At 47.0% G+C, this 26,472-nt stretch carries 17 protein-coding genes and 1 riboswitch; of the genes, 5 read left to right on the top strand and 12 right to left on the bottom strand.

Going from position 1 to position 26,472, the window contains the following annotated elements:
* Positions 1 to 35 precede the first annotated feature (35 nt).
* From NC796_RS11780 to NC796_RS11750, 7 genes are all read right to left on the bottom strand, one after another.
* On the bottom strand, positions 36 to 740 hold the full coding sequence (locus tag NC796_RS11780; RefSeq protein ID WP_310684630.1) for a hypothetical protein: 705 nt from the start codon (positions 738 to 740) through the stop codon (positions 36 to 38).
* Positions 741 to 744: 4 nt separating this feature from the next.
* Complete coding sequence (locus NC796_RS11775; protein WP_310684628.1) at positions 745 to 1,449, bottom strand: TrkA family potassium uptake protein; 705 nt, start codon at positions 1,447 to 1,449, stop codon at positions 745 to 747.
* 36 nt (positions 1,450 to 1,485) lie between these two features.
* A complete protein-coding gene (locus NC796_RS11770) occupies positions 1,486 to 3,372 on the bottom strand; it encodes a potassium transporter TrkG (RefSeq protein ID WP_310684627.1) in 1,887 nt (628 codons plus the stop codon).
* A gap of 34 nt (positions 3,373 to 3,406) precedes the next feature.
* Positions 3,407 to 4,411 carry an ABC transporter ATP-binding protein gene (locus NC796_RS11765; protein WP_310684626.1) on the bottom strand — a complete coding sequence of 335 codons (1,005 nt, stop codon included), beginning with the start codon at positions 4,409 to 4,411 and terminating at the stop codon, positions 3,407 to 3,409.
* A complete protein-coding gene (locus tag NC796_RS11760; protein ID WP_310684625.1) occupies positions 4,411 to 5,490 on the bottom strand; it encodes an iron ABC transporter permease in 1,080 nt (359 codons plus the stop codon). Before NC796_RS11760 ends, NC796_RS11765 begins: the two co-directional genes overlap by 1 nt.
* Positions 5,490 to 6,662: an ABC transporter substrate-binding protein gene (locus NC796_RS11755; RefSeq protein ID WP_310684624.1), complete on the bottom strand. Its 1,173-nt coding sequence runs from the start codon at positions 6,660 to 6,662 to the stop codon at positions 5,490 to 5,492. The genes NC796_RS11760 and NC796_RS11755 overlap by 1 nt, the downstream gene beginning before the upstream one ends.
* A gap of 23 nt (positions 6,663 to 6,685) precedes the next feature.
* A riboswitch (cobalamin riboswitch) is annotated at positions 6,686 to 6,890 on the bottom strand.
* A gap of 82 nt (positions 6,891 to 6,972) precedes the next feature.
* On the bottom strand, positions 6,973 to 8,787 hold the full coding sequence (locus NC796_RS11750; protein WP_310684623.1) for an SLC13 family permease: 1,815 nt from the start codon (positions 8,785 to 8,787) through the stop codon (positions 6,973 to 6,975).
* 336 nt (positions 8,788 to 9,123) lie between these two features.
* Between NC796_RS11750 and NC796_RS11745 the strand changes: the two genes are divergently transcribed.
* The 5 genes from NC796_RS11745 (at position 9,124) to NC796_RS11725 (ending at position 19,343) form a co-directional block, all read left to right on the top strand.
* Positions 9,124 to 10,791, top strand: a complete 1,668-nt coding sequence (locus NC796_RS11745) for an amidase (RefSeq protein ID WP_310684622.1) — start codon at positions 9,124 to 9,126, stop codon at positions 10,789 to 10,791.
* A gap of 133 nt (positions 10,792 to 10,924) precedes the next feature.
* Positions 10,925 to 11,977, top strand: coding sequence for an efflux RND transporter periplasmic adaptor subunit (locus tag NC796_RS11740; RefSeq protein ID WP_310684621.1), 1,053 nt, complete (start codon positions 10,925 to 10,927; stop codon positions 11,975 to 11,977).
* Positions 11,978 to 12,106: 129 nt separating this feature from the next.
* Positions 12,107 to 15,397 (top strand): efflux RND transporter permease subunit, encoded by a 3,291-nt coding sequence (locus tag NC796_RS11735; RefSeq protein ID WP_310684620.1) that lies wholly within the window; start codon positions 12,107 to 12,109, stop codon positions 15,395 to 15,397.
* An 11-nt stretch (positions 15,398 to 15,408) separates the two neighbouring features.
* Entirely contained in the window at positions 15,409 to 18,435 is a 3,027-nt protein-coding gene (locus tag NC796_RS11730; protein WP_310684618.1) for an efflux RND transporter permease subunit, read from the top strand.
* A gap of 173 nt (positions 18,436 to 18,608) precedes the next feature.
* The gene (locus NC796_RS11725; RefSeq protein ID WP_310684615.1) at positions 18,609 to 19,343 is read left to right on the top strand and encodes an acyl-ACP thioesterase domain-containing protein; all 735 of its coding nucleotides are present in this window, start codon (positions 18,609 to 18,611) and stop codon (positions 19,341 to 19,343) included.
* A gap of 57 nt (positions 19,344 to 19,400) precedes the next feature.
* On the opposite strand, the gene NC796_RS11720 is transcribed toward NC796_RS11725, so the two are convergent.
* The 5 genes from NC796_RS11720 to NC796_RS11700 form a co-directional block, all read right to left on the bottom strand.
* Complete coding sequence (locus NC796_RS11720; RefSeq protein WP_310684613.1) at positions 19,401 to 20,216, bottom strand: aldo/keto reductase; 816 nt, start codon at positions 20,214 to 20,216, stop codon at positions 19,401 to 19,403.
* Between the two features lie 339 nt (positions 20,217 to 20,555).
* Positions 20,556 to 23,435, bottom strand: coding sequence for a lamin tail domain-containing protein (locus NC796_RS11715; RefSeq protein ID WP_310684612.1), 2,880 nt, complete (start codon positions 23,433 to 23,435; stop codon positions 20,556 to 20,558).
* A 341-nt stretch (positions 23,436 to 23,776) separates the two neighbouring features.
* A complete protein-coding gene (locus NC796_RS11710) occupies positions 23,777 to 25,081 on the bottom strand; it encodes a dicarboxylate/amino acid:cation symporter (RefSeq protein ID WP_310684611.1) in 1,305 nt (434 codons plus the stop codon).
* Positions 25,078 to 25,911 carry a DUF92 domain-containing protein gene (locus NC796_RS11705; RefSeq protein ID WP_310684610.1) on the bottom strand — a complete coding sequence of 278 codons (834 nt, stop codon included), beginning with the start codon at positions 25,909 to 25,911 and terminating at the stop codon, positions 25,078 to 25,080. Before NC796_RS11705 ends, NC796_RS11710 begins: the two co-directional genes overlap by 4 nt.
* 3 nt (positions 25,912 to 25,914) lie before the next feature.
* Positions 25,915 to 26,157 carry a hypothetical protein gene (locus NC796_RS11700; protein WP_310684609.1) on the bottom strand — a complete coding sequence of 81 codons (243 nt, stop codon included), beginning with the start codon at positions 26,155 to 26,157 and terminating at the stop codon, positions 25,915 to 25,917.
* Between the last annotated feature and the right edge of the window lie 315 nt (positions 26,158 to 26,472).

The following is a 26,472-nucleotide window of genomic DNA, read 5'->3' as shown; positions in this document are numbered from 1 at the left end:
ACTTGCATCTTTTCAAAGATAATTTTTTACAAATATTAAAGTGACTTATATCCAAGTGGAACCAGCCATTTAGAGGTAGTTGTAGTGTAAGACCTGACTAATTTGTGTCCCTCATTCAACTCCTTAAACAAAACATTTGCGCCCCACTCTTCGACCTTTTTTATGCTACTTTTCTGAGGTATTGCCTTGACAGTTTCATCATTTTTGCCATGTAATGCAAGTATATTCAGGTGTCCATAGTTATGCTCCCCGTTTTCAAAGAGTTCGGTTTTCAAACGGCCGCCCACCATGACTAGCTCATTCACATGCTTCCACCGGGAGAGTGCAAAATAGCCCGCCTGGTATGCTCCCATTGAATATCCAAAAAGGCAGAGCCGGGAAGCGCTGATGTGGTTCAACATATTATCAATCAGATCCTGGATAAATTCAGCTGTAAGTTCCAGCGACTTCGCAAATTGCCCCTGGTCTCCATCATAAAGGTACCATGCCCGGCCCCAATCCTCCACCTTTCGTTTGTCTGACTGCTCGTAGATGGGATAGGGTCCCTGGATAAACAAATGATAAGCCTCAATTTGCAGTAAATCTGAAACCAGGTCTTGAAATCGGTTAATATGCTGACGAAAACCGTGTAAATAAACAATAAGCGGCTTTTCCTTCTTTTCTCCTGTTTCAATTAACTTGTATGGCACCTCTATTTTAAAAGACGCTTTACCCGAGGTAAGCACTTCTCGCTTCATCATGAAGTTAGTTTATATTTAAAAGTTTATCGATGTCGTCTTGCTTACCCATTAGAACCAGCTTGTCATCTTTACGTATTTTCATATCCGGTTCAATTACCCCCAAGACTTCAAATGATTTTTTTGTTGCCCCTTCCACCTGAATCAATTTTTCAATCGGACGTTTTATTGTCAACAGATTTACATGATATCGCTGGCGCATCTTTAGATCAGCGATGGAATACCCAATCATATCAGAAGGGGCATCAATCTCGTAAATCCCAATATCTTCACTCAGTTCAAAGAAATCACTGATGGAAGACCGTACAAGTGAGCGAGCCATCCGTTCTCCTTCATCTTTTTCGGGGTGGATAACCTCCTGGATTCCGATCTTGTTCAAAATCGTTTCCTGCGTGTCGCTGCCGGCCCGGGCAATAATCCGCGGCAAATCTGCTTTTAGCAACTCCATCGCAATCAAAACAACGGGCTCAAAGGCTTCCCCAATTGCCACAATCACAATATCAGCATTAAAGACGCCATGCTCCGCCAGCAGGTTGGGATCAGTGGCATCAAACTGGATCGCCTCTGAAATATACTGTTTGATCTCCTCCACCCTGTCCAGGTCGTGATCAATGGCCATCACAAACGCGCCGTGTTCCGCCAGGGATTTGGCCAGTGAAAACCCGTACGCCCCCAACCCAATTACACAAAATTGATTGGTTGTATCATTCATAACAGTCTGAATATTGGTTACAATGTGATAACATTACTAGGCAACAATAACACTTTCTTCGGGATATCTGTATTTTTTGGGCCGGTCTCGCTGGGCAAAGGCAACTGCGAGTGTAACACTGCCCACCCTGCCTATAAACATCGAAAGCGTTACGATTACCTTTCCCCAGTCGGAAAGTGATGACGTGATCCCCCGCGAGAGTCCCACTGTGGCAAAAGCAGAAAATTCTTCAAACAACAGGTCTATAAACGGAAGATTCTCGGTAATCGTCAACAGGAAAGTAAATACAAAAAGACCTACAGCTGCAAGTGTAAAGGCCGTGAGCGCCGTAAAAACTGTACGATAGGGAATCGTCCGCTTGGAAAACTCAACGCGATCCTTACCGCGAATATTCGCCCAAACGGATAGAAGCAGCACGGTTATCGTCGTTGTCTTTATACCCCCTCCTGTTGATGCCGGTGACGCCCCAATTGCCATAAGTGTCAGGAACATAATTGTAGTGCTGATATGCATAGCTCCAATATCCACCGTATTAAATCCCGCAGTACGAGTGGTCACACTCTGGAAAACAGAAATCATAATTTTCTCACCCCAGCCGTAGGCATCCAGGGTCTGGTTCCATTCCAGTGCAATGAAGCCGATTGTGCCACTTATGATCAAAAAGGCGGTGGCATATATCACAAATTTGGTGTGTAACGAAAGCTGGCGATTCTGAATCTTTTTCCGGGGGTTACCTCTCACAAGCTCCCAAAGCGTTGTAAAACCCAAACCGCCAATAATTATCAGCAAAATTGTCGTAATATTTACGCCCCAGTTCAGGGTATTAACCTCATCGGCGAGACTATTGGTAAAAAGGGAGAAGCCGGCATTACAAAAAGCCGATATGGCGTGGAAAATCGAAAACCACAGCCGGTTTGCCGCATCGGGCAGCAGGTGTGTCCAGCTGATATAGTAGCCGATGACACCCAAAAGTTCGATAAAGAGGGTAATCCCAACAATCTTTTTTATGGTGGAAAACGTCTCATGCGCCCGGTCTTCGCTGATCACATCCTTGAGGAAGGTCATCTGTCCCACCCCAAGCCCGCTGCTGATGTAGAGTGCAAACAACGTTGCAAAAGTAATGATCCCGATTCCCCCGATCTGAATTAGTGACAGGATAATGGCCTGTCCCATCAAGGTAAAGTGTGTTGCGGTGTCCACAACAATCAGGCCCGTGACACAAACAGCGCTTGTCGAAGTAAATAGCGCATTAACAAAGGTAAGCCCCTGACCGTCGACGGTGGTTTTGGGCAGCATCAGTAATAAAGAACCAATAAGTATGATCCCCAAAAAACTACCAACAATGACCTGTGTGGGGTGTCGCTGAAGCGAAATGAGTAGCGGTGAAGCCTGGATCAACTTTATAATAACAAACAGTACCAGGTAAATTTTGGTAAACAGCACCAAAAGTTCATAATTGGTCGGAACCCCAAGCAAATTTTCTACAAATTTTAGAGTTTCCGGTTCCCCGGTTGCATAAAACAGGGTCGTAAGAAGCAACAGAAGGTACAAAACCGTCTCAAGAATCCTGTCCTTGACCAAGTCTAAACGGCGAGAGGTCAACACCAAACGACCGGTGTATACCAATATAAATCCAACAACAATGAAAATATCGAGGATCTGATTCCAGTAATCATAAGGATAGGCCAACTCAAAACCGATCGAATATATCAAGCTGACAAAAGCCAGGAGAACAAGGAAAATGCTGAATCTGCTGAACCACGGATGTAGTGCTTTGTTAACATCGTAAAGCTCAAGCTCTACATCCTTGAATTCATTGCGAAATCGCTTATAGAATTGACGACCCCGAACGACAGCCGTGATGTAGATTTTTTTCCAGAACTTCGGCAATCTCATGATGGCAAATATAGAAAATATTCGCATACATGTAATTAATACTTAGGGTTGCTTTAGAACACTACGTTTTCACCCTAAGGTATTCAATAAGTGCACTGACAGAGGTCACAGGAGATGAACTTTCTACTTTCCAGACCATCTTTCCTTTCTCATCTAATGCCTGGACCTCACCTTTGCTTTCGACAACCTCCACAACATACCCTTCCCGTTCCAGTGCCCTGGTCGTCCAGTATGTTGGCACTTTATCACCACTCAGGGTAATATGCTTATCCTGGTTCTGGTGGATTTTGAACGATCCCGTCTCTCGGTCAAAATCAAAGCTGTCGCGCTGGAATACTTTCTCAAATGTACCATTCAGCACCAGGTCTTCTGGAGTACCGGAACAGAGATCTTTCTGCATATTCATCAGCCAGACGCGGTCTGAGGCTTTCAGGGCAAGGTCCAGCTCGTGGGTCGACATCAGTATCGCCTTGCCGGTATCGTGGGCTAATTTTCGAAGCAGTCGCACAATCTCCACCCGGTTGGGGAGGTCCAGGTGAGCGGTGGGTTCATCAAGCAGAATTACCGGGGTATCCTGGGCCAGCGCACGTGCAATCATCACTTTTTGGCGCTCACCATCGCTAAGCTTCAGGATGTCACGATCCACAAACTCGGTAAGCCCCACCGACTCAACCGCCCAATTCACAATCTCGCGGTCCTTCTGCCTCAGCCGCCCCATCATTCCGGTATATGGTGACCGGCCAAAGGCAATCAGGTTGTAGACGGTCAGGTTTCCGATCCTGATACGGTCGGTGAGGACAGTACTCACTTTCTTGGCCACGTCTTTTACAGGCAATGTCACAATATCTTCATCTTCCAGATGGATACTACCCGACAGCGGTTTTTGCATTCGTGCCAGTGTCCTTATAAGGGTTGATTTACCAGAGCCATTCGGACCAAGCAAGCCAATGAGTTCGCCTTTCTGCAGGTTCAGATCCAGATTTTCGGCCACTACTGTTGCTCTTTTGCGACCATTGTAGCCGATCTTCAGGTTCTCTGTCTGCAGTATGTTTCTGTTCTTTACCATCAAGAGAATGAAGCCTGTAAATTTTTGCGTTGCACGATAACCCAGACTACGACCGGTGATCCCACCAGCGAAGTCACGGCACTGATCGGCAGCGTGGTCGTGCTTCCCGGCACCTGTGCAATAATATCACAGCCGAGCATCAGAAGAGCCCCCATCAGAAAAGTGCTGGGAATGAGGATGCGGTGATCGTTGGTACCCAGCAGGGAACGCGTCAGATGAGGAACTGCTACACCCACGAACCCGATTGGTCCACAAAACGCGGTAATACTGCCCGCTAGCAGACTCGTGCTGATAATTACCCATATTCGCGCCTTCTGTACCGAAAAGCCCATGCTGCGGGCATAATTCTCACCCAACAGAAGTCCATTTAATGGCTTTGACAACAGGAACGCAATCCCGGAACCAATAAGAATTATGATGACGAGAATCGAAATCTGGTTCATTGTCACCCCGCCCAAGCTGCCAAAAGTCCAGATCAGGTAATCCTGTATCTGCTCCGGCTTGCTGAAATATTGCCAGATGCTAACAAGGGCGATCGTTATGTTGGCAATCATCAGTCCGATGATGAGCAGCGTTACGTTATCCCGAATGCGTACTGAAATTGCCAGGATGAGCAGGAGCACCAGGAACGAACCGATGCTGGCGGCAATCACAATAATCCAGCTTCCAAAACTACTGAGCTGCTGAATAGCAAAAATACTGGTAATTGTGCCAGTGGTCAGCATTACTACAGCAACCCCGAGGCTTGCTCCGGCGGTAATGCCCAATACTGACGGTCCCGCCAAGGGATTACGAAAAAGGGTCTGCATCTGGAGTCCCCCGATAGAAAGGGCACTGCCGGCTAATATGGCGGTAAAAGCTCTCGGCAGTCGAATGTTGGTTACAATTTTGGTCCAGGCCTCATGGGTAGAACCGTCACCCAGTAATATGCTGACAATCTCACCAATGGGAATATCCACCGAACCCAAGGCTAAATTCACAACAAACAACAGCACAGTGCCCGCGAGCAATGCAATGAAATACCACCGGATGCTCATTGAAGTACGTTCAAGTTTATTATCTGCTTGGGATTCCGACATCAGTCCAGCTTTTGGTAGTAATACAGCTCGTGATCCGGCAACAGGGTTGGGTGTATAATCTTGATTAAATCCGCCAAAATTCGTTCAGGGTGTACCACGCCGGTCTCCCAAAAATCGTTTCCCCCCGATTCGCTCAGCCTCCGGTTATTATTGAAAACCTGCCTAGTTTTAAAGGACTTAAAATCTTTAAACCGGCTGTCTTGGGCTAATATATCCTGCAGGGATTTCGCGCTCCCGGGGTTTATCCAAATATCCGCTTTCAACCCCACTTCATAAACCGCCTCAAAACCCAGTCTCAATCCGCCTGTGGAGTGGGTGTCGTACCAGGAATAGTCCGCTCCGGCATCTTTAAGGAATTGGGCGGTAAAACTATCTCCGCCCGACACGAACCACGCCCCCTTATACGGCATATTGTTGATCACAAGCGGTTTTTCCGCCACATTTTCCACTTTGTTCTTAAGCTGCTGATATCGTTCTATAACTTCATTGAATCGCCGGTTGGCCAGCGACTCTTTATTCAGCAATGCGCCCATCATCTTTACCCACTCTGCCTTGCCCAGCGGCGTCTGTTCCAGCCACTCTGAATTGACCAACAAATTAATACCCGAATCCAGTAACACCCGGTAATTATCAAATTGTGAGGCTTGTCCACCCGACACCATAATTAGCTGGGGATTCAGTGCCAGCGCCTGTTCTTTGTTAAACTCGCTACCTGAAAACCCCTCCACTTCCCCCTGCTCCAAACGCCGGCGTATCTCTTTATTATAAACATATTCGGGCTGTGTGATACCCTTGATCACCGAATTTTCCTCTAACATATTGGTAAGTCCTACATGCGTTGTGGATGTGGCGATCATACTGCGAACGGGAGTCTCAATAACCTGGGCCTGAACATCATATTCGGGCAGATTTGCTCCCCTTGGAATAAGGATGTAGTGCAGGGTATCCGTTTGATCCTGGTAGGGATTCAGAATATCCAGCCGTTTGTATCCCTCGTGATAGCTGATATCAAATCCTGTGGCAAAGTTGACCTCAACTTTTTGAGCAGGGTAATAATCGGCATGGGTAACTGGCTGTGCTTTTCTATTTGACTGGCGATTGGTATTGCTACAACAAACCAGTAGCGAGGCGGTAAGTAGTAAATAAGAGAGACGGTGAATGAATGAAATCATAGGTCCGCTTTTCTTCCCGAAAGCTTTTCCTTCATCAGGATGGCAGGTCTTCTGGCTTATCCCGGCCCAGGTTCCTTCCCGCCCGCAACAGCGGACAGTGGTTATCGCCTGAGCTTTGACAGGATTTACAGCAGCGGGGACTGCTCCGGACTCCCAAGCTTGCGCTCAGTCACCGGATTCCCTTTTCACATCCGCAGCCGGCGGATGACCAAAACTGAATCAGTATGTTAACATTAGCGTGCTAATTATACGGGTCTTCCGACTTTTAACCTAATTGCTGTATTAAAAGCATCGAACATGGTTGAAATTATCACAGTGGCCATATGATGGGAGTTACCAAAATAACCACGAGCCATAATACCAGCGCCAGTGGAAATCCTACTTTAAAAAAATCTGTAAACCGGTAATTACCGGGTCCATACACCATCAGGTTGGTCTGGTATCCGATCGGGGTTAAAAGTGACATTGAGGCCGCCAGTGTCATGGCGACAAACAATCCACGCGCTTCAAAACTCTGGGATTCCGCCACCGACAACACAATGGGGAACATTAAGGCAACCGCCCCGTTGTTGGTAATGATCTCAGTTAACACAGCCGTTACAATCACAATGCCGGCCAATACGGCACGGGGACCATAGGCACTGGTCATCTCTACCATCCAGTTCCCAATCATCTCCGCGGCCCCGCTAACCTCCATTGCCTTACCCAATCCAAGGGCAGCCCCGATGACAATTAAAACGGTCCAGTCAACCGACTTCCGTGCCTCCCCCGGCTCAATGACGCTGAACGTCAGCAATACAGCAACCCCCAGAATCCCCGCCAGTGCAATATGAAGAACACCGGCAGCTACAAATCCAACGATACCCACGAGCACTGCAACCGATATATAAAGATCTTTCCCTCCCGGACGGCTTTCTTTGATCTCGACGGGCTCTCCAGGCGCTTCTCCCCCGGCCTCACTGGTCAGGAAAAAATCCTCCGTATCTTCGTAAGCCCCCCTGAATCCACGCCCGGTATCCAAAAGCAGTACATCCCCGGGATGCAACACAAATTCGCCGAGAGGCTCATCAATCCGTTTTCCCCGTCTTCGGACCCCTGTTACAGCTGCACCAAAACGCTCCAGGAGCTGCGCTTGCTCAATAGTAGATCCCACGAGTCGCGAACCTTCCTTGATCACCACCTGGTGGAGTTCCCGGTCCTTCTTTTCATCCCTCCTGATGTCACGGGGCGGTTGAAGGGCAAGCTGCAACCCCGGGTAACCAGAAAGCTCGGGTGCTTTTGCTGCAATACCTCCCTGGGCGGCATAAAAAAGATGGTCTCCTGCACGAAGTTTTTCATCCTCCGGAACTGGTGCTATTTCCCTTTCAAAACGATTTAATCGAGACAGATAGAATCCGGGTAGATGGTCAAGTCCCACCTCCTCAACAGTTTTACCGATAACATCTGCGCCTTCTGTTATTTCAATCTCTACCAACAGCTCCCGTTGCTTTTCTTCCTCATAACGAATATCACGACGTGCTGGTGTCAACCTCGGCGAAATAAATATCAGGTATATCAGGCCTGCTATGGCACAGGGAACACCCAGCCATGCGAGTTCAAAGAAAGCCAATCCCTGGTATCCGTGGCTCTGCAGCAATCCATGTGTAATAAGGTTCGTACTGGTGCCTATCAGGGTGCAAAGGCCACCCAGGATTGCGGCAAATGACAACGGCATCAGCAATTTTGATACAGGCACCCGGTTCTTCTGCGACCAGCTTCGAATTGCGGGAATTCCCATCGCAACAACCGGAGTATTATTCAGGAATGCAGAGTATGTTGAAACACTGGGGCACAGACGCATCAATATTTTCTGGATATTCTTGGTCCCCCTGCCCAGTATAAATTCACTGGCGCGGTCCAGTGCCCCACTTTCTCTTAATGCCGCAGCTACAACATATAAGCTCCCCAAAGCAACTAACGTGGTATTACCAAAGCCCAATACCGCCTCTTCTATCGTAATTACGCCACTGAGCGTCACTACGGCAAGAGCCGTTAAAAGCACTGCATCAGGACTCCACAGATCTACCGCAAGCCCGATAAAAGCAAGAAATAATATTACAAAAATTACCAGCTGGTCAAATCCCATGTATAGCTATTAGATATTATTAAGTTCTTATTTTTACTAAGTATACAGTTTTACAATAGAATAATATCACAATCCAGTAATAAGCCCTAATAATATTATTAAATATAAAAGTGCCATAAATCCATTTTCTATTTCTATTCGTATCAGAGATATCGAGAATAGGTTAATTAGCAGGTGAATATTACAACGCAAAAGTTATCTTTATGCTCTTTTTTCGGGATAAAAACAGGAAAAATATCTACCCGTTTCTCATAATTCTTTGAATTTGAGTGAAAGCAAGGAATATTTACTCCTTGCTTTTATATTACACGAAAACTTCTATTCAATCTTCCGGTTATGGATAAAAAAACACTGAACCTGCTACTCGGAATTGCAATTGGATTTTTTCTTGCATTTACCTCTGCTTCCCTGTTAAAAAAAGATATCACGAAAGAAACACTGGCGCATGCTTCCCGGTTGATTGGGCTTGAGTTCACCGAGAGTGAAAAAGACTCTATGATTACCGAGCTGGAAGATTTTCGGGAAAGTTATGGGGAAATTCGCAATTTGAAGATTGGGAATGAGGTCCCGCCTGCTCTCAATTTCAACCCGATCCCTGTTGGTAAAAAATTTGATAATGCCCAGCAAACCCTTGAGTGGGATATTCCCACAAATATTTCGCTGCCTGACAACCGTTCAGAACTCGCGTTTTATACAGTAGCGGAGCTTTCATCACTTATCAAGAATCGGAAAATATCTGTGGTTGAGTTAACCAATTTTTTCCTTGAACGGCTCAAAACCTATGGAGATACACTTGAAGCAGTGGTTACACTTACAGAAAAACGGGCACTACAACAGGCAAAGAAACTTGACCAGGAAATTGCAAATGGGAAATACCGAGGGCCACTGCACGGTATCCCCTATGGTCTTAAAGATCTTTTTGCTCTTGAGGACTACAAGACAACCTGGGGCGCCGAACCGTACAAAAATCAACAGATTGAGCAGACAGCGACCGTCGTAGAGAAGCTGGATGAAGCCGGGGCCGTACTGGTTGCAAAAACCACGCTCGGAGCCCTTGCCTACGGCGATGTTTGGTTTGGTGGAAAGACTCGGAATCCCTGGAACCTGGAACAGGGTTCAAGCGGGTCATCGGCAGGATCAGCAGCCACGACTTCCGCGGGGCTGGTCCCGTTTGCCATCGGGACTGAAACCTGGGGTTCTATCGTCTCCCCTTCCACTCGTACAGGTACCACAGGACTACGACCTACGTTCGGTCGCGTAAGCCGACATGGAGCGATGGCACTAAGTTGGAGCATGGATAAGGTGGGGCCCCTGACACGCAGTGTTGAGGATGCCGCGATCGTTTTCAATGCGATCTACGGACCGGACGGCAAGGACCAAAGCGTTGTGGATCTTCCGTTCAATTATGATCAGGAACTTAACCTGGGGGACTTGACGGTAGGATACCTGGAATCTGCATTCAAAAGTGAATATTCAAATCGCAGTCGTGATAGTCTCACCCTGGCTACTCTTCGAAGCAAAGGCGTCAATTTGAAGCCCATTGAACTCCCGGAATTCCCCACCTCCTCCCTGAGCTTCATCCTGTTTGCCGAAGCTGCCACTGCCTTTGATCAGCTAACCCGTTTAAACCAAGATGACCAGATGGTTCGCCAAGGTAAAGAGGCGTGGCCCAACCTGTTCCGGGCATCGCGTTTTATTCCAGCTGTTGAATATATCCAGGCCAACCGGGCCCGCTGGCAACTCATCCAAAAAATGGATTCTCTCATGCAACAAGTTGATCTATACATAAGCCCTACATTCGGTGCCGATAACCTGTTGCTAACCAATCTTACCGGTCACCCATCCGTAGTGCTGCCCAATGGGTTTACCGATGAAGGACAACCTACCAGCATTACATTTATTGGTGACCTTTACGATGAGGGTACATTGCTTGAATTTGCAAAGCTTTACCAACAGGCTACAGAACATCACAAACGGCACCCAAAGCTTTTTATGGATCAGTAATCAGGCTCTCTAATCAAAAAAATTTTTACCACCCTCGAAACATCTCATGCTCAGCCCCGTAACGTGATTCGAAATAATCAGTCGGAATTTTCATTCCAGTCACCAATAATTTCGGACACCAAGTTAGGGAGCTATGAAAAATTTAAAGTCGTTACTGTTACTCCTCTCCGTTTGCAGCCTGGCGCTGTTTAATAACTGTACGAGCGAAACCCAGTCTAAAAATACAGGTGATAAAGACTCCACCGCTGCCATCCCAGTGGAAATTTCAGGAGTCACTCGCGGTTCCATCTCCGCTTATTACTCAACTACGACTACCCTCGAAGCAGAAGAAGAAGCGATGGTAGTAGCTAAAGTTCGGGGAATTGTAGAAAGTCTGCAGGTTGAAGAAGGTGACTACGTCCAAAAAGGTCAGGTTTTAGCAAAACTGGAGGATGAACAGCTTAAAATAGAAGCTCAGCGCGCCAAGGCCACCATGGACCGACTGTATAATGATTACCAGCGAAACCAGGAATTGTATGAGAAACAGCTCATTAGTGCGGAACAGTTTGAAAACGCGAAATTTGAGTATGCTTCTCAGCAGGCTGCTTACGAGCTAGCCCAACTCAACCTGGAGTACTCCACGATTAAAGCACCTATTAGCGGAGTCATTTCCCAGCGTATGATCAAAGTGGGCAATATGGTGAATACAGACGAGGAGGTCTTTAAAATCACTGATTTTAATCCCCTGTTGGCCATTTTGCATGTCCCTGAACACGAGATGAGCAAACTCAATAAGAACCAGGTCGCTTACCTCCAGGTAGATGCCATCCAGGGTCAGTCGTTCCAGGGAAAAGTGCTCCGGATTAGCCCGGTGGTAAATCCTGAGACGGGCACGTTTAAAGTAACAGTGGCAGTCAATGACAATACGAAGCAGCTTAAACCCGGTATGTTTGGGCGGATTCGCATTGTCTATGACACCCATGATAACGCGCTGATGATCCCCAAAAATGCGGTGATTTCGGAGGATGGATATAACAGCGTTTACGAGATAAAAGATAAGCTTGCCTACCGAAAGAACATTGAAACCGGCTATATCAATGGCAATAATATCGAGGTGATATCCGGATTAAATGAGGGAGATCAAGTCGTAACCATCGGGCAGAGCAGCCTGCAGGACAGTGCACTCGTGGAAGTCGTGTCCTATTAGAAAAACAGAGTAAATTCAATCCAGCTGGAAGAAAGTTGCACTCCCGACTCCAGGTTTCAAAGTCAAAAAATTAATAGGCAACATGGGATTAAAGAAGCATTTCTATACTAACTTTTTGATCTGATCACTATGAAAATCATCGATCTTTCCATCCGGCGCAAAGTGACTATCGCGATGTTTACCATCGGGATCCTGATGTTCGGTTTTGTCTCCCTTTCGCGGCTTAAGGTCAATCTGTTGCCCGAGCTCAACTACCCTACGCTCACGATTCGAACTGAGTATGAAGGAGCTGCCCCCGCCGAGGTGGAAAACCTGATCAGCAAACCGGTGGAAGAGGCGCTTGGCGTTGTCAAGGATGTGCAGCAGGTTCGCTCAATCTCCCGCTCTGGGCAATCGGATGTGACGCTCGAATTCGCCTGGGGCACCAATATGGATTTCGCCAGCATCGACGTTCGCGAAAAGCTCGATGCCCTTCAACTGCCACTTGAGGCCGAACGGCCCGTAATCCTGCGGTTTGATCCCACCCTCGATCCTATCATGCGGTATGCGCTTTATACAGAAAATGCTCAGCCAGAGTCTCCTGGTGTTGATTTTGTAGCCGATCAAAGTAACAGGGACGATAACTTTGATATTAACAACCTGAAACGGATTCGGCGCTTTGCTGACGAGCAGATCAAAAAAGAGCTGGAGTCGGTCCCAGGCGTCGCATCGGTGAAAGTGAGTGGGGGACTCGAAGAAGAGATCCAGGTTTCTATAGATCAACAGCGCCTTTCACATCTCAAGATTCCCATTGAAGAAGTCACACAGATATTGAGTGCTGAAAATGTCAACCTGTCCGGCGGGCGACTTGAGGAAGGAACTCAGCAGTACCTTGTGCGAACCCTTAACCAGTTTCAGACGATTGATCAAATCCGCAACGTCGTGGTTACCATACAGGATGGGACGCCGGTCTACCTGAAAGATATTGCAGATGTATCGCAAGGATACAAAGAGAGGGAAGCGATTACACGCCTCGATGGCAAAGAAGCTGTTGAAATAGCGATCTACAAGGAGGGGGATGCCAACACAGTTGCTGTAGCTAACAATGTAAAGAGCCGACTTTCGGGCTACCAGGACAATTTGCCGGCCGGCATGCAGATGGCAGACGTCTATGATCAATCGACGTTTATCTCCTCCGCCGTAAGTGAAGTGGTAGATGCCGGTATCATCGGTGGGATTCTGGCGGTGATCATCCTCTATCTTTTTCTCAGGAATTTCTGGGCTACTGTTATTATCTCGCTGTCCATCCCGGTCTCCATTATCGCCACCTTCAACCTGATGTATGGCAATGACATCACGCTCAATATTATGTCGCTGGGTGGCATTGCGCTCGGCATTGGGCTGCTGGTCGACAACTCCATTGTGGTGCTCGAAAACATATCGCGCCACCGGGATATGGGCAAAAGTGCCCTCCAAGCTGCCAAAGATGGTGCGGGAGAAGTGGGTACCGCTGTCATAGCCTCCACCCTGACGACCATCGCCGTATTTTTCCCCTTGGTGTTTGTTCAGGGCATCGCGGGCCAGCTTTTTAGTGATCAGGCCATTACGGTCACCTTCTCACTGCTGGCTTCCCTGGTGGTAGCTATCACCCTTATCCCGATGCTCTCTTCCCTTGCGGGCCGCGAAAAGGAATCGATCCCTGAACCGGAGCTTACCGAACCAAAGACAAAAGTAGGCCGCTGGTTGCGAGCCGCGCGACTCTTTGTCTTTGTCACCGTGCCCAAATTCATCATCAAAACCGGTGCAAAAGCAGTTCGTAGCGTCACCAGTGGGATTATGTTCGTACTAAATCCGCTGCTCAATGGCTTTGAGAAGGGATATAACAGTATTGAAAGCCAGTATCCCGCTGTCATTGGCTGGGCGCTGCGCAGAAAATACCTGGTCGTTGTCATGGCCTTTGGACTGCTTATCGCTACGCTGAGCCTGGTACCACAATTGGGCGTGGAACTGATTCCCTCTCTCTCGCAGGGTGAATTTCGAGTAGAGTTCAAAATGCCACCTGGAACCCCGATTGAGAAAACAGACGCAGCTTTAAAAGGTGTACAACAAGCCGCAAGCTCCGTTCAGCGCGTAAATACGACATTTGCAGTGGCCGGCACCGGTAATAAAATGGATGCCAACCCCGAGGAAGGGGGCGAAAACTGGGGTGAACTTAATGTCGTGCTAGCTGACGGCGCTGACCGAACGATGGAAGAACAGACAATGGAGGAATTACGAACCGACCTACAGCGCATCCCCGGACTCCAATACAAATTTTCCCGCCCTGCCCTTTTTACCTTTAGAACACCCGTGGAGGTTGAAATATCGGGATATGACCTGGAGAAGCTAAAACAGGTCAGCGCTGCCTTGGCGCGCGAAATGAGTGAAAACGGCCGCTTTGCCGATGTGAAGTCAACCATGGAACAGGGTAGCCCGGAAATCCAGATTCTTTTTGACCGTCCCAAAGCAGCTGCACTTGGCCTGCAGGTTCATGAAGTTGCAGATCTTGTCGTCAGCAAGGTGCGCGGCGACGTAGCCACCCGCTACTCCTGGCGCGACCGCAAGATCGATATCCTTGTTCGGGCACGGGAGCAGGATCGTTCCTCGGTGGATGATATTCGTGGACTTATCATTAATCCCAACAGTGCACAGCCGGTGCCCCTTGAATCGATCGCCGACATCCGTGTGGCTACCGGACCCAGTGAAATACGTCGCGTAGCCCAGCAGCGTGTGGCCCTGGTGACTGCCAACCTGAATTATGGTGATTTAGGTACTGCAGCAGAAGAAATTCAACAAATTATTAATCAGACTGCCATTCCACCGGGACTCACAGCACACATAGCCGGACAGAACGAGGAGATGTCGGCCTCATTCCAATCGCTGTTATTCGCCCTGATACTCGCGGTTTTCCTGGTGTATCTGGTGATGGCATCCCAGTTTGAATCGCTGATGCACCCGTTCATCATTCTCTTCACTATCCCCCTGGCCCTGATAGGTGCCATAATCGGACTCTGGGTAACCGGCTCCACTATCAGTGTGGTTGTCTTTATCGGGTTGATCCTGTTGGTCGGTATCGTGGTGAACAATGCCATCGTGCTCATTGATCTTATCAATCAGCTCCGGGAGCGCGGTATGGAGAAATTAGAGGCGATCGTGGAAGGCGGCCGCTCTAGACTACGTCCGATCCTGATGACGACGCTGACTACCACGCTTGGCCTGTTTCCGCTGGCCCTGGGCTTTGGGGATGGCGCTGAGCTGCGCGCTCCCATGGCGATAACCGTGATCGGTGGATTGATTATCTCGACCCTGCTTACGCTGGTTGTGATCCCCTCGATGTATGCCATCATGGATCGCAAGAATTATAGCATGGCGGCTGAAAATTCCGATAAAGATAACTCCTAGGAGATTTCACTATGCATGCAACAGAACTCTCACTTCGTCGGCCTATTACCACCATTATGGTGTTTATCAGCTTTGTGGTGATCGGGATTATTGCCAGCCGTCTTGTGCCCCTGGAGTATTTTCCGGACATCTCCTTCCCGGGTGCCTACATCAGTGTCCCCTACCAGAATTCTACTCCAAAAGAGATTGAACGAAACATCACCCGTCCCATCGAAGAGGCTATCGCAACCATCAGCGGATTGGAGGAGATCAGCTCTACCTCAAGTGAAAACCAGGCCGGCATTTTTGTGCGATTCAAAATGGGTACCGACATCGGCCTGAAGGCGATGGAAGTGAAGGAAAAGATTGACGGCATACGCAATCAGCTACCTGACGACATGGAGCGGTTTTACATCAACAAGTTCTCCGCCCAGGACAACCCGATGCTCAACTTGCGCATCTCAAGCGAGCGCGATCTATCCGATGCCTATGACCTGCTGGATCGAAACCTAAAGCAGCGCATTGAGCGTATTAACGGGGTAGCGAAAGTGGATCTGTATGGCGTTGACAAAAAGCAGATCCGCATTGAACTAATTCCCGACCGATTGGAGGCGCTGAATGTCAACATCGGGGAGCTGGCAAACACGCTTCGGGAGACCAATTTCTCAGTAACGGCCGGTAAAATTCAGGATGCCGGAAAACGCTTTATGGTCCGCCCTATTGGGGAAATTACCGAGACTGAAGAATTTGAGAATCTCGTCATTGGCCCCAATAATCTGCGACTCGGTGATATCGCCGAAATAAATTATGAAAGTCCTGAGCGGGAATATGGTAGGCATCTCGACCAAAAATATGCCATCGGGCTGGATGTTTTTAAGGAATCCGGGGCTAATACGGTATCCGTTTCCAACCTCGTGATGGCTGAAATTGACCAGATCAACCAACTGCCAAAGATGAGGGGTATCAATATTTACGAGATGCATAACCAGGCCTCAGGTATTATCAGCTCGCTGCTGGACCTTCTGAATGCCGGTCTGTTGGGTGGACTCTTTTCCATCATGGTGCTGTACCTTTTCCTTCGGCAAATAAGCACGACGCTCATTGTGGCTCTGGCTGTACCCTTCTCCCTGATTGTAACCCTTGGCTTACTCTACTTTTTGGATCTCTCTCTGAATATCCTCTCCATGATGGGCCTGATGCTGGCGATCGGGATGCTGGTGGATAACGCCGTGGTGGTCACGGAGAACATCCATAGAAATCAGAATTTGATGCCTGATCGCGGTAAAGCCACCGTACTGGGTGTAAAACAGGTAGCCCTGGCCGTTACGGCAGGCACGTTCACTAGTATCATTGTATTCCTGCCGAATATTGTCAGTGAAACGAGTATGATCGCCATCCAGATGTACCATGTTGCCATCTCGATTATCATCGCCCTACTGGCTTCGCTTTTTATTTCACTTACGATTATCCCCCTTTTAACCTCTCACATCAAACCACCGGAGCGATCCAAAAAATCACGGTTTATCGACCAAATGATCAGCTGGTATGGGGGGATGCTGCACTGGCTGATGAACCGGCGTTATCTTTCTGTTGCCATGATACTTGGCACGCTGGTGAGCGTGGCCATTCCACTCAATATCGTAAAGGTTGATATGTTTCCTCCACAAGCTTCACGAGAACTCTACCTCCAATATAATCTCAATGATTCCTACACGCTGGAACGGGTAGAGCAGGCCGTAGATCGCGTTGAAAAGTATCTATATGACAACAAAAATAAGTTCGAAATAGAATCGGTATATAGCTTCTTTGAACCCAACTATGCCCAGTCCACCATTATCCTGACGGAAGATGACAGTGCGGAAAAGGATGTGATGATGATACGGGATGAAATTGCTACAAATCTCCCGAAGATTTCGATCGGATCTCCCTCCTTCGACTACAATGACCAGAGTGGTGGGGAGCAGCTGCGAGTGTATGTGATCGGGGAATCCTCGGAAGTACTAGAGGAGCTCTCCGGGGAAGTTATACGTCGACTGGAAATTGAGGAAGGCATTGCCGATGTACGTTCTGAAGCGGAAGCGGGATCGGAGGAAGTACAGCTGGTCGTAGACCGGGAACGAGCGCGCAGCTATGGACTCTCCACGCAGCAGATCGCGAGCATGGTCTCGAATTCGATGAGAGGCATAAATCTGCGCCGTGTGCGTGGCAAAGAGGGTGAGATAGATGTGGTGCTGGCATTTCGTGATGCCGACCGACAATCGATTAGCGACCTGATGTCGCTGCCCGTAAATGTTGCCGGAGATCAGACTGTGAAGCTGGCTTCGCTGGCCGACTACGAGGTCAACAATGGTCCGCAGGCTATTCAGCGCCAGGACCGGCAAACATCGCTCGGCATCGTTGTGAATCTTGATGATATAACAACGGATGAAGCCCGCGCTACCATTGCAAATGTGCTCGACCAAATCAATTATCCCACCGGCTATGGATGGAGCTATGGACGCAGTTTCCAGGAAGACCAGGAGGCGATGGACGAGATGATCATAAATATGCTTATGGCGATGGTGCTTATCTACCTGGTCATGGCTTCCTTGTTCGAATCGGTCCTCTTCCCTTCCAGTATCATTACCTCTATTTTCTACGGAATTATTGGCGTATTCTGGTTCTTTTTCCTAACCAGCACCACGTTCTCTTTTATGGCCATGATCGGTATCCTGATTTTGATGGGGATTGTGGTCAATAACGGCATTGTGCTCATCGATCACATCACCCAGCTGCGCAACGAAGGGATGTCGCGGGAGGAGGCGATCATCAAAGGTGGCAAAGATCGGATGCGTCCCATCCTGATGACGGCCGGTACGACGATCCTGGGCCTTTTGCCACTCTGCTTTGGCAACACCCAGATCGGTGGTGACGGCCCCGCCTACTTCCCGATGGCTCGTGCTATTGTCGGGGGACTGGCATTTTCTACGGTTATAACGCTGGTTATTCTCCCCAGCATCTACATCATCCTAGATGATATCAAACGCTGGGGCCAGCGTATCTTGAGCGCTGCAAGATAAATGGAACGCGGATGACTCCGGTAAAAATTAACAATCATTTGTCTTAGTCAAATGAGCTGCGATTATCCATGTAGTCCGCGTCATCTGTGTTCCAAATAAGAGTTCTGACTTGGTTTTGAGAGGTCACAAAATCCATTACATTGCACATCCATTTTGAATTACCGATCAAAATCATGGTTCAAGAAAAACAAGTTTTTAGCGAACCTTTTAAAATTCGCTCTTCCGAAATTCGACCTGATGGGAAAGCCAAATTGCAGACAATCTGTGATCTGCTTCAAGAGATAGCTGGAAATCACGCACTTCAACTAAATTTTGATGTCACCCAACTCAATGAAAAGAATTTGACGTGGGTGCTGCACCGCCTGGATGTGCAAATTGAGCGCTATCCTGAATGGAGGGAAACAGTTGAAGTAGAGACCTGGCCTGCAGGTGGAGACAAGCTCCGGGCTCACCGCGATTTCCAGGTGTGGGATGAGCAGGGTAATATCATTATTCGCGCCTTGAGCTACTGGCTGATGATCGACCGCTCCAACCGCCGCCCGGTTCGTATACCGGATGAAGTGCTAAATATGGCATCGAAAGATATCAATCACGTAATACCGGTAAAGAAGACACGTCCTTCGTCTCCAAAGTCAACAGAGAGTGAAAAGCAATTTTCCGTTCGTTATAGCGATCTGGATGTAAATAGACACGTCAACAACATCAAATACGTGGAGTGGGTTACGGAAACGTTACCGAAATATCGGCTTACAAAAACGATGGATATTGAATTTAAAGCGGAGTGCAATCACGGCGATACAATCAAAGTGGCAACGGGACCAGTGAAAGACAATAATACCCAGTCCGATGTTATGATACAGGGTGAAGGTAACGTGCTGGCGACAGCTAATTTAGAGCTCTTTGACTAAAAAAGGTGCGACGCACTTCGAAAGTGCGTCGCACCTACACTTCTTATATGGATGTTACTACCATTTGGGAGCGAAACTGGGATTGACCAGACGCTTAGATTTATTCAGGTTATCAATCCGGTCAAAGTCATCATCCTCGAGGAAAAAATCGAAGATATCGATATTAGCCTCAAGATGCTCGCGGCTGGATGCCTTGGGAATAGCAACGACATTTTCCTGCTCAATCAGCCAGCGAAGTGCAATCTGAGAAGGACTTTTTCCATATTTTTCACTGATCTCAATAAGATCTTCATCCTCGGCCACTTTGCCCTGTGCAAGCGGGCTATATGCTGTTAAGAGAATACCTTTCTCAATCATATAATCCAGAAGGTCCAACTGATCCAGGAACGGATGGTATTCTACCTGGTTACAAAATATGGGAGCACGAATTTCATCGTTCACTTTCTTTAACAGATGCAGAGGAAAGTTGCAAACACCAATGTTTAACGCTTTTCCCTGATCTCGCAAGATCAACATCGACTCTATTGTTTTTCTCAAGTCGTACTGATCATTCGGCCAGTGGATAAGCAACTGATCGACGTACGGAGTGTCCAAATTACGAAGACTTTGCTCTGTAGTCTGGAGAACGTCTTCCGCATCAAGATTGGTATGCCAAATTTTTGTTGTTAGAAAAATATCGTCACGAGGTACATTTGATATTTTTAGCGCTTCACCAACTTCGCGCTCATTCTTGTACATCTGTGCAGTATCGATATGCCTGTACCCCAAATCAAGAGCCGTCCTGACAACTTTGGCACATTCTCTGTCATGAAGTTTATAAGTGCCTAACCCTATTTCCGGGACATCTATACCCTGAATAGTTTTGTATTGCATATGTTCGTTAGTAATAATCTCCTACGTTTTATTCTTAAAAATGTATCTATTAAACAGTCAAATTCACAGAAGGGTTTCAAGTAAAATATTTTTTTCGCTAATAAAAAAGAAAAGTTACATTTTTTGACAGCCTCTTATGCTATATCTGTATCAGTGCATATGTTCTTACTCCTGTAGTCAAAATATCGAATCCCACCTTATACAGAACTTAATCGGATTTGTGGGGCGTCCAGGTTGGTGATTTTTCTGATCCCTTCATAGGCACAAAAATTGTGGACTTAGCTATACTGAATATGATTAGCCTATTCATCTGAGTATGCGGTATGGATAAAAATCTCTCTACTTGATAAGTGTCATCTTTCGTATATAAACTTTGCCCTGCACCTCCAACTGGGCGATGTAGATGCCACTGGGCATATCTGCTGCATTCCAGCTTTCGGTGTGTTCCCCGACATCCCTGACTTCATCTACCAGTGTAGCGACTTTTTGCCCCACAATGGTATACACATTCAGGTTGACATGTGCTTGCTCAGTCAGTTCAAATGAAATTGTAGTAGAAGGGTTAAAAGGGTTCGGATAATTGGGATTCAACTTCACAGATTCCGGAATCTCATTGGACTCAGTGTTCCTTCTACTGTCGGGAGCGGATGTTTTGAGAGTGAATCTCGGCTTTTGATCACGTTTCGATTTCAATACTGCAGCTGTCGGCAGAGAACGCCTGGGCGCACTCTCTTCTGAAGTTGTTTGTACCTTATCCCGCTCCGTAAATGTAAAACTATACGAGGTGTTGGTATTCATATCTACCTGGTCACCGGTAACGTTGTCAATCAGAGTGAAACTCCACTCTTCTGGCAGATCTTTTTTGTCCCAGCTCAGTTCAAAACTACCCTCCATCTCTTTCGTCATCATTTGCAGGTCAACGGACAACTCCCCTTCAAAATCGAAAGGACGTGATTCCTGTGCTTTAAGTTCTGTCCCCAAACCGCTCCCACCCTGTGCACCGGTGCTAAACCCGATCAGTGCATACCGATTGCTAAGAGGTACCAATTTAGTAGCATCATAGGCATCCTGCTCATGGGTGGCTTGTTCATGGAAATAGAGAACGGCGGCTTTGTCAGTTGTTTCCACTTCCTCGGAATGGTGTTCTCCGCGAAGAGTCAACGCAAGATACCCAGCATCGCCCCTTTCCTTGTAAAATTGTGTACCTGACGTTTTGGAAGACTGTGGAAACTCCACTGAAGTGGCATCACTGTTTTCAATAAAAAAACCTTGCCAGGCAGCCACTTTTCCACCGGTCGTAGAGGTAGTGATATAACTGCCGGTTTCATGATCCCAAATTTGACCGACTTTATTTATCAAACTACCGTCATTTACCACCATATCATTAATGTTAACGGCGGTCTCAAACGGATTACCCAGCAGATTCCATCCATCCGATAACGACACGCTCACATCTCCGGTATGTATCGATCCAGAGGGGGCAGTTAAGGTGACCGGCAGATCAGTACTTCCGGCCTGATCATTATTAAAAAAGTACAGTAGAAAGCCTTTGCCGTTTTCCAGTTTCCCGTTAATATCATCTGCTTTGGTAAATGTATCCGTAGCGTCATCATACCCAACATAAAAATTCTCATCAAATCCATCATTGTACCCGGGATAGCCTTGTATTGCGGTTGCGCTGGCAATATCAGAGATCTCCATTCCGTCAACAGGAGATGAAAGCATACGCCAACCTGCTGTACCCTCAATAGTAACAGAATTTGTGAAGTTCGAGCCGTCTATCTTTGTGCCGGGTGAAAAAGGAGAGTTATCATCGGTGTCGGCGGTAGTGTGCCTCGTAAATGTCCCCACGCCGTCTGGATTACGGACGAGGGACTCATTACTTGCATCGGGTTCACCTGCTCCTCCATACGAAATCATATCTATGGTACTGTTGCCCCCACCGGAATCCAAAGTGATTGTATCACCAGAATTGTTCAAACTCAGATCCTCGGTGGACTGAACCACCACCGAACCACCAAAGCTACCCTGTGGTGCACCACTCCCGTCAAATACCACGACAGCTTCATTAGCTTTTAAAACCGTCCCCTGAGCGAAGGTGTGGATTATCCCGTCAGCATCAGACAAAGTCCAATTACTTAAATCGATCGATACAGCCTCGTTGTTTACGATTTCAATAAACTCATCTGAATCAGTATCTACTTTACCGTCACCGTTGGCGTCGCCGTCGGGGTCGGCCAGAATTTCATTTACTACCACATCCGGCTGGTCATTGTCATTGATAGTGAGTTCATGCATATCCGGTGATGCAAGGCTGGCACTGCCACTGGTTGTTACGTTGGTGAGCTTGAATATTGCTGTTTCTGTGCCCTCATACTCAGAATCATCATTAATACTAAAAATTACCTGTTGGGTATCCCCGTCATCTGAACTTGCGGGAAAAGTGACCGTCTTGGTTGTAGCACCGGTAAAGTCCCCAGCCACAACCGAGCTTTCTTCCGTCTGCAACAGTACATCCACCTCCACCTGCGTACCATCGGGATCCTCCAATAAAACTGATATCGAGGCAGTGTCATCGCCCTCCGAGGTTGTAGACTGTTCAGACAGGAAACGTACTGTAGGAGCTTCCGACATGCTTGTAATCCCTTTTTGTCCCGGCGATCCTTTGTCTCCATTTCCAATATTGTTTTCAGATACCTGGAACTCACTACTGGCGATTTCACCACTACCATCTGCACCTTTAATATCATCCAAAACAGCAGAAACACCAGAAGAGCCGATATTGTCCATGTATTCAATACGTGCTATTTGCGTATTTTCAGGATCGCTCAGGATAATCTCATCTCCTGAATTGCTGAGAGAGAAACCATCAAAAACATATTCAGGAGCTTCAGAAAGTCCTGGATTGCTACTCCTTGCCAAAACGATAAAATCTTCACCGGGTATTGTCAGGGAGCCGCCGTTATCAATCGTATGTGAGTCGCTGTCATTGTCAGAAAGGGTAAATCCATTAATATTTATCGCAACTGAACGCCTGTTGTATAGCTCAATATACTCCCCATTATCATCTGACACGGCATCAGGATTAGCCATAAATTCTGTGATAATGATATCGCCCGGCTGGTATGACTGGGCAGCCGAAAAGAGCGGATTGAACACCACAAGCAGCGTCAACAAAAAAAATTTAATATAAATTTTTCTTCGTATCTGTGACGACATAGGCACTAACTTCTCTTTTTCATAGTATTTTTGCTCTCCACGTTTATAACAAAGCCATTTTGGGAATTAAATCAAAGAATTTTAGGCTTATCAAATTATGATGATTTAACCCCGAACGCAATGAGCTCTGCACCATTCGTGTTTTGCAAAAAACTTTAAAAGTTATTGGGACATCCCAGCTTAACTCCCGGCCCAGATGTTCCTCCCATCATTATCGATTTACAACTTTTATACAGAGAACACAACTTATTGTTCTACAATAATTTAATCAGAAATGGCTTTAAATGCTTTAACCAAAAGGATTTACTGTATTTTTTTACAATTCCATCTGTCTTTGACTGTTAGTCGTCAAAATGCATATCTCCCAACAGCCCCTCGGTATGCGCAACTGCCACTGATACGGCGGCATCACCGGTTATGTTGACCGCTGTTCGACACATATCGAGGATGCGATCGACGCCGAGTATCAGAGCAATGCCCTCTACCGGTACTTCGATAGCCTGCAAGACTATCACAAGCATAATGATGCCCGCTCCGGGAACGCCGGCCGATCCGATCGAAGCCAATGTAGCTGTTAGAACAATAGTGAGCTGCTGTGCGATGGAGAGATCGAGTCCCAGTGCCTGTGCGATAAAAACGGCAGCAATCGCTTGGTACAAGCTCGTCCCATCCATATTAATAGTGGCGCCCACCGGTAGCACAAAACTGGAAACCTCTTCATCCACCCCCACATTCTTTTCTACCCGCTCCATAGTTACTGGAAGGGTTGCGGAGCTGGAACTGGTGCTGAATCCCAAAAGCATGGCGGGACGGATGGCACGGAAAAAATCGGTAAGCTTCATATTGCTAAAAAGTTTGAAGAGGCTCGCATATACCAGGGTGAGATGCAGGAATAACCCAAGCAACACCGCAACGCAATACCATCCCAGTGCACCAAGCAGGTCAAGCGCACGCGTCAGGTCATCGCCGGCCAGATCCACAATAACTCCTGCCATCAGTGCAAACACACCATAGGGCGCCGCCAGCATGATAAAATCGACAATCTTTATGATGACCTCGTTCAGGGAATCAAAAAAATTGATCAGAATCTCCCCTTTCTGAATCGGCAGCTGGATAATGCCTATGCCGAAAAGTATTGCCAAAAACACCACCTGCAACATGTTGGAGTTGTCGGAGGTGGCAGCGAAAAAATTTTGAGGTACAATATCTACAAAAAAGGCTAGCGGGCTCCGATCCATAACTTCCTGGGCCGATTCGCTTGATCCCTCCAGGTTCTGTTTGTATCCCTCCATCAGCTCCACCTGTGTTTCTTTTGGCAGGAATGTGCCGGGCTGAATGACATTTACAACCGTTAAACCGATGGTAATGGCGAGCACTGTAGTCACCATATAAAAAGCAATCGTCTTCCCCCCCATCCGCGAAAGCTTGGCGATATCATTGAGACTGGTTACTCCCACAATAAGTGATGCCAAGACCAAGGGCACAGCTATGAGCTTGAGCAAATTTATGAATATGGTTCCAATGGGACTTATGTAGTCAGTCGTAAATTCAGTAAGTCCGGTAAGACTGGCGGCCAATCCCCAAAACAGGCCCAGCACCAACCCGATGATAATTTGCCAGTGCAGTTGTTTATACCATGGTTTCATAATAGGAACAGGTTTATGATTATGGCAGTCAGTGAACCGAAGCCGGTAGCTGCCCAATTAACAAAATTATTATTGAGCTTAATATTCAGACGGGAATCATCCGATCCAAGATTAACGATGTGATCATCCCGCTGGAAAGTCGCTCCAAAATAGGAATCAGCAATACAACCCAAAAATCCCGACAGGAACACCGCTGACAGGCTGGTAGTCCATGATATTGAGAAAAGCATCACAGAAGCAAAAGCTATCATCAGGCTACCGCAGAGTGCAGCCAATGTACCATACAAGCTTACACCTCCCTCTTCGCCCGCTTTTACGGTTTTAAAGTTGGTGATCAGGTAGGTTTTACCACCAAACCTGTTACTGCCCATTTCAGTGGCCCAGGTGTCGGCGGTGGCGGTCGATATGGCAGCAGCCGCTCCAATAGTAAATAAGTCCATTTCAAATACAAAGCCCGCGATGATACAAAGGGCCATCCAAAAACCATTCGCCCAGACCTGTATGCCATCTCTGCGTTTTCGCTCTGAAAAGGCTTGAGCTGTTTCTTCAATAATGACCACTGATTTTAAAGAGAGTAGCGTGCTGGTTATAAAAAACAGTAGTATCAGGGCCGCAATTTCCCATCCCCCGACACCAAAAGCAATTCCACCAAAAACGGTTGCCGCTATTGCCCCATCCAGTGTGAGCCAATTCATAATAAAAACGAGTAGACTAAAAAAAAGTGCTGCCAGCAGGGCGATCCCTATGCGTGGCCTCACGTCGGCACCGGCTTCCAATACAAACAGAAAAATTAACAGCAGAAGAAAGGCATAGTTAATTAATCGATCCAAATCTTACTCAGCGTTGTCGTCATTCCTTTTATCATGTTTGATGATAGCAAAAATTACAGTAATGTAGCCGGCCATAATCATAATTGGTGAGACATACAGAGAGATAAAACCCTGCACCTCATTCTCGATATACATCGCTGTAAAGCCAACAATAACCAATACCAATCCCAGTATTAGTGTTTTATAATTCCAGGAAGAGAATAACATCGCATCGCTGCCGGATCGTGTTCTTTGCTTTGCAACCATATAAGCTTTTCAATCTTTTGTAATTTATTGAACCTAGAAAGTATCTAAATATGAGGAATTCCAAAAACGCTTAGTTCATTCCCTTGAGATAACAACTACTGTTTATTAAATAAATTTTATTTTGATTCTAAAATATTTGACTTCTTAGTCTTGTCCTTGGAAAATTGACTCACCAAAGATAGCGTTACATTCCAGATTCAAAGAAATGACTTGCTTTTTCTTGATCTTTCCTTATCCTGAACTTGTTTGCAAGAAATTGCTTTTATTAGACATGTGTAGGATATTTTTAAAAATTTCGTTAAATAATTGAGCTTG

The sequence above is a fragment of the Aliifodinibius sp. S!AR15-10 genome (assembly GCF_031569985.1).
In the GTDB taxonomy this organism is placed as follows: Bacteria; Bacteroidota; Rhodothermia; order Balneolales; family Balneolaceae; genus JAMQKA01.
Note: the sequence above shows the minus strand (reverse complement) of the source record. Positions and strands in the feature narration are given on the sequence as shown.

Coding starts and splice junctions, on each gene's coding strand:
- NC796_RS11780 (WP_310684630.1), bottom strand. CDS start 740: ATGATGAAGCGAGAAGTGCTTACCTCGGGTAAAGCGTCTTTTAAAATA.
- NC796_RS11775 (WP_310684628.1), bottom strand. CDS start 1,449: ATGAATGATACAACCAATCAATTTTGTGTAATTGGGTTGGGGGCGTAC.
- NC796_RS11770 (WP_310684627.1), bottom strand. CDS start 3,372: ATGCGAATATTTTCTATATTTGCCATCATGAGATTGCCGAAGTTCTGG.
- NC796_RS11765 (WP_310684626.1), bottom strand. CDS start 4,411: ATGGTAAAGAACAGAAACATACTGCAGACAGAGAACCTGAAGATCGGC.
- NC796_RS11760 (WP_310684625.1), bottom strand. CDS start 5,490: ATGTCGGAATCCCAAGCAGATAATAAACTTGAACGTACTTCAATGAGC.
- NC796_RS11755 (WP_310684624.1), bottom strand. CDS start 6,662: ATGATTTCATTCATTCACCGTCTCTCTTATTTACTACTTACCGCCTCG.
- NC796_RS11750 (WP_310684623.1), bottom strand. CDS start 8,787: ATGGGATTTGACCAGCTGGTAATTTTTGTAATATTATTTCTTGCTTTT.
- NC796_RS11745 (WP_310684622.1), top strand. CDS start 9,124: ATGGATAAAAAAACACTGAACCTGCTACTCGGAATTGCAATTGGATTT.
- NC796_RS11740 (WP_310684621.1), top strand. CDS start 10,925: ATGAAAAATTTAAAGTCGTTACTGTTACTCCTCTCCGTTTGCAGCCTG.
- NC796_RS11735 (WP_310684620.1), top strand. CDS start 12,107: ATGAAAATCATCGATCTTTCCATCCGGCGCAAAGTGACTATCGCGATG.
- NC796_RS11730 (WP_310684618.1), top strand. CDS start 15,409: ATGCATGCAACAGAACTCTCACTTCGTCGGCCTATTACCACCATTATG.
- NC796_RS11725 (WP_310684615.1), top strand. CDS start 18,609: ATGGTTCAAGAAAAACAAGTTTTTAGCGAACCTTTTAAAATTCGCTCT.
- NC796_RS11720 (WP_310684613.1), bottom strand. CDS start 20,216: ATGCAATACAAAACTATTCAGGGTATAGATGTCCCGGAAATAGGGTTA.
- NC796_RS11715 (WP_310684612.1), bottom strand. CDS start 23,435: ATGTCGTCACAGATACGAAGAAAAATTTATATTAAATTTTTTTTGTTG.
- NC796_RS11710 (WP_310684611.1), bottom strand. CDS start 25,081: ATGAAACCATGGTATAAACAACTGCACTGGCAAATTATCATCGGGTTG.
- NC796_RS11700 (WP_310684609.1), bottom strand. CDS start 26,157: ATGGTTGCAAAGCAAAGAACACGATCCGGCAGCGATGCGATGTTATTC.